Below are 3,928 nucleotides of genomic sequence, written 5' to 3'. Positions count from 1 at the left end.
GTGCTGCACGGGCGGGGCGGCCCACCCGTGCGTCATGGCCCGTCGCGGACCGGCGCGGACCGGCGCCGGACGGGCGACGCGCCCGCCGGCCCCTGCCGCGGCGGCTCAGTCCCGCAGTTCGGCCAGCAGGCCGAGCCAGACCTCGCTGATCGTCGGGTACGCGGGGACGGCGTGGGCCAGCCGCTCCACCGGCACCTCGGCCACCACGGCGACGGTGGCCGCGTGCAGCATCTCCGTCACCGCCGGGCCGGCGAAGGTGGCGCCGACGAGGACGCCGCGGTCGGCGTCCGCCACCAGCCGGGCGTGGCCCTGGTAGCCGTCCGCGTACAGCGAGGCCCCGGCGACCGCACCGAGGTCCGCGTCGGCGATCCTGACACGGATGCCGCGCGACTCGGCGTCCGAGGCCGTCAGTCCCACGGAGGCGACCTCGGGGTGGCTGAAGACCACCTGCGAGACGGCCTCGTCGTCGGCGGTGGCGGCGTGCGCGCCCCACCGCCCCCCTGCCGCCGCCTCGCCCCGGACCCGCGCCACCACGGCGTCCCCGGCGACGCGGGCCTGGTACTTGCCCTGGTGGGTCAGCAGGGCGCGGCCGTTGACGTCACCGACCGCGTACAGCCAGCCGCCGGCGACCTCGTCCACGCGGCAGCTGTCGTCCACCCGGAGCCAGTCGCCGGGCTCCAGCCCGACCGTCACCAGCCCCAGGTCCTCGGTGCGGGGGCCGCGTCCGGTGGCGAGCAGTACCTCGTCGACCTCGACCTCGCCGCCGTCGTCCAGGACCACGGTGACCGGCCCGCCCGGATCCGGCCGGCGCAGCGCGGTCACCGAGGTGCCGGTGCGGACGTCGGCGCCGGCGTCGCGCAGCGATCGTGCCACCAGCTCCCCGGCGAAGGGCTCCATGCGGGGCAGCAGGGCGTCGCCGCGGGCCAGCACGGTCACCCGGGAGCCGAGGGCCTGCCAGGCGGTGGCCATCTCCACCCCCACCACACCGCCGCCGACGACCGCCAGCCGGCCCGGGACCTCCGAGGCGCTGGTCGCGTTGCGGCTGGTCCACGGGCGGGCCTCGGCGACGCCGGGGAGGTCGGGTACCAGGGCGCGGCTCCCGGTGCAGACGGCGACGGCGTGGCGGGCGGTCAGCACCCGGCTGCTGCCGTCGGAGGTCTCGACCGCGACCCGCAGCTCCCCGGCGAGCCGGCCGACGCCCCGGACCAGCGGCACCCCGACCGAGTCGAGCCACTCCACCTGGGAGGAGTCGTCCCAGTCGTGGGTGAAGTCGTCCCGCCGGGCCAGCACGGCCGCCGCGTCCAGCGGCCCGTCGACCGCCTGCCGGGCGCCGGCGACGGCACGGGCGTCCGACAGGGCGGCGGCGGGCCGCAGCAGCGCCTTGCTTGGCATGCACGCCCAGTAGGAGCACTCGCCGCCCACCAGCTCGTTCTCCACGATCACCACACTCAGCCCCGCTTGGGAGACCCTGCCGGCCAGTACCTCGCCGACCGGGCCGGCGCCGACGACCACCACGTCGTGGACGTCGGCGGTCTCCGCCGCACCGCGCGCGGTCTTCCCTCCGCCACCCCCGGTGGTGTCCTGTGCCCGCTCCTCCGCCATGACGACCCTCTCTCTGCGCTGACGACGCCTTGCCCGGCGCGGTACCGGGCGCGCCGGTTCCCGGGAGCGGACGGTACCGCGCCATCCGTGCCACGGAACCGGAGACCGGCGACGCGTGTCGGCACGCGCGGCCGGATCGGTCGATCTCTCACCCGGTCGGCGTCCGGGTGACTCCGGGGGGGGGCCGCCGCTCCGAGAAGCCCGAGCCGTCGCGGTGGGTCAGGTGTGCAGGGCCCGGAGCACCCGGTGGAACTCTGCCTTGAGCTCCAACCCGATCCCGGGGGCGTCGGTGAGCCCGATCCTGCCGCCCTCGACGCGGGCGCCGTCGGCGAACCCGCCGGTGGGGCGGAACTCCCCGGGGTAGGACTCGTTGCCGCCGAGCTTGAGTGCCGCCGCGATGTGGAGGGAGAACTGGTGGCCGCCGTGGGGTATGCACCGCCGGGCCGACCAGCCGTGGTCGCGCAGCATCTCCAGCACCCGCAGGTACTCGACCAGGCCGTAGGAGAGTGCGGGGTCCACCTGGACGACGTCGCGGTCCGGCCGCATCCCGCCGTAGCGGACGAGGTTGCGGGCGTCCTGGAGGGAGAAGAGGTTCTCGCCGGTGGCGATCGGCCCGCGGTAGTGCTCCGCGAGGGTGGCGTTGAGGCGGTAGTCGAGCGGGTCGCCGACCTCCTCGTACCAGAAGAGCCCGTAGGGCTCGATGGCGCGGCCGTACTCCAGCGCGGTGGTGAGGTCGAACCGGCCGTTGACGTCGACGGCCAGCCGGGAGCCGTCGCCGTCCAGGACCCCCAGCACCGTCTCGATCCGGCGGAGGTCCTCGGCGAGGTCGGCGCCGCCGATCTTCATCTTCACGACCTCGTAGCCCTGGTCGAGGAAGCGGCGCATCTCATCCCGCAGGTCGGCGTGGGTCCTCCCGGGGGCGTAGTAGCCGCCGGCGGCGTAGACGAAGACCGAGTCGTCGGGGGAGCCGTCGCCGTGGCGGTCCGAGAGGTAGCGGTACAGCGGGACGTCCTCGATCTTCGCGGCGAGGTCGAAGAGCGCCATGTCGACCACGCCCACGGCCACCGACCGCTCGCCGTGGCCGCCGGGCTTCTCGTTGCGCATCATCACCTCCCAGGCGCGGGCCGGGTCCAGCCGGCCGGCCTCGTCGAGGAGGGCGCCGGGCTCGGCGTCCAGCAGACGCGGCAGCACCCTGCGGCGCAGGATCTCCCCGGCGCTGTAGCGGCCGTTGGAGTTGAAGCCGTAGCCGACGAGCGGCTGTCCGTCCCGGACCACGTCGCTGACGACGGCGACCACGGAGCAGTCCATGGTGGTGAAGTCGATCCAGGCGTTGCGTATGGACGAGCTGATGGGCACGACGCCCTCGTGCACGGCGGTGATCCGCATGGAGGCCTCTTTCCGGCGCGATGCCAGGTTGTAACTTATAAGATTGTCCGCGTGCTAGGTTCACGCCCCACGAACGTCCCGTCAAGACCCCGGCCGTGCGCGCCGGGCCCGGGGCGCGGCCACGACCGCGCGACCGGGGCACGGAAGGAGGCGGGCCGAGGTGTCCATACGGGGGGTCTTCGCCAGCAAGGCCGACCTGGCCTACGCCGAACTGCGCGGTCGTATCCTCAGCGGCGCGCTGCCGGCGGGGTCGCGACTGGCCCAGTACGACCTCGCCGAGGATCTCGGCATGAGCATCACCCCCATCCGGGAGGCGGCACGCCGCCTCAGCAGTGAGGGCCTGGTCGACCTCGATGCCCACCGGGACGCCCGGGTCGCCGCGATGAGCGCCGAGGAGGCCCGGAACCTGCTGGAGGTGCGGCTCTCCCTGGACCCCGCGGCGGTACGGCTGGCCGCCGAGCGCCGCACCCCGGAGGACGTCATCGCCCTTCGCCTGGCCCAGCACGAGCTGCTGCCGGTCAACCGGGCCACCGGCGAGGAGGCGCTGACGGCGCACCGCGCCTTCCACCGTGCGCTGTACGTCGCCTCGCACAACCCGGTGCTGATCCGGCTGCTCGACGATCTCTGGGACAAGGTCGACCGCTACCGGCGGTTCGGCCTCCACCTGCCGGAGGGGGACGCCCCGCGGCTGCGTGACCACGACGAGCACGCCCGCCTCGCGGACCTGGTCGTCGAGGGTGACGCCGCCGGCGCGGAGGAGCTCATGCGGGGCCACATCGAGCTGAGCCTCACCGCGGGTGCGGTCGAGGCGCTGGAGGCCGCGGTCGAGCACCGCGGGTGACCGGCCGGCCCCTGCGTCGGCGCGACCGTGGTGACGGGCCCGCCCGGCCCGACCGGACACGCCGCGGGGCCCGCACCGGTACGTCACCGGCGCGGGCCC

At 75.1% G+C, this 3,928-nt stretch carries 3 protein-coding genes; 1 reads left to right on the top strand and 2 read right to left on the bottom strand.

Translation table 11 applies throughout. The annotated features are described in order from the left end of the window. Positions 1 to 105: 105 nt before the first annotated feature. The gene (locus HCJ92_RS22860; protein WP_167935508.1) at positions 106 to 1,602 is read right to left on the bottom strand and encodes a dihydrolipoyl dehydrogenase family protein; all 1,497 of its coding nucleotides are present in this window, start codon (positions 1,600 to 1,602) and stop codon (positions 106 to 108) included. 219 nt (positions 1,603 to 1,821) lie between these two features. Then, positions 1,822 to 2,988 (bottom strand): enolase C-terminal domain-like protein, encoded by a 1,167-nt coding sequence (locus tag HCJ92_RS22855; RefSeq protein ID WP_167935507.1) that lies wholly within the window; start codon positions 2,986 to 2,988, stop codon positions 1,822 to 1,824. 160 nt (positions 2,989 to 3,148) lie between these two features. Between HCJ92_RS22855 and HCJ92_RS22850 the strand changes: the two genes are divergently transcribed. After that, positions 3,149 to 3,829, top strand: a complete 681-nt coding sequence (locus tag HCJ92_RS22850; RefSeq protein ID WP_167935506.1) for an FCD domain-containing protein — start codon at positions 3,149 to 3,151, stop codon at positions 3,827 to 3,829. Positions 3,830 to 3,928 lie beyond the last annotated feature (99 nt).

It is taken from the genome of Streptomyces spiramenti, from assembly GCF_012034385.1.
Classification (GTDB): Bacteria; Actinomycetota; Actinomycetes; order Streptomycetales; family Streptomycetaceae; genus Streptomyces; species Streptomyces spiramenti.
Note: the sequence above shows the minus strand (reverse complement) of the source record. Positions and strands in the feature narration are given on the sequence as shown.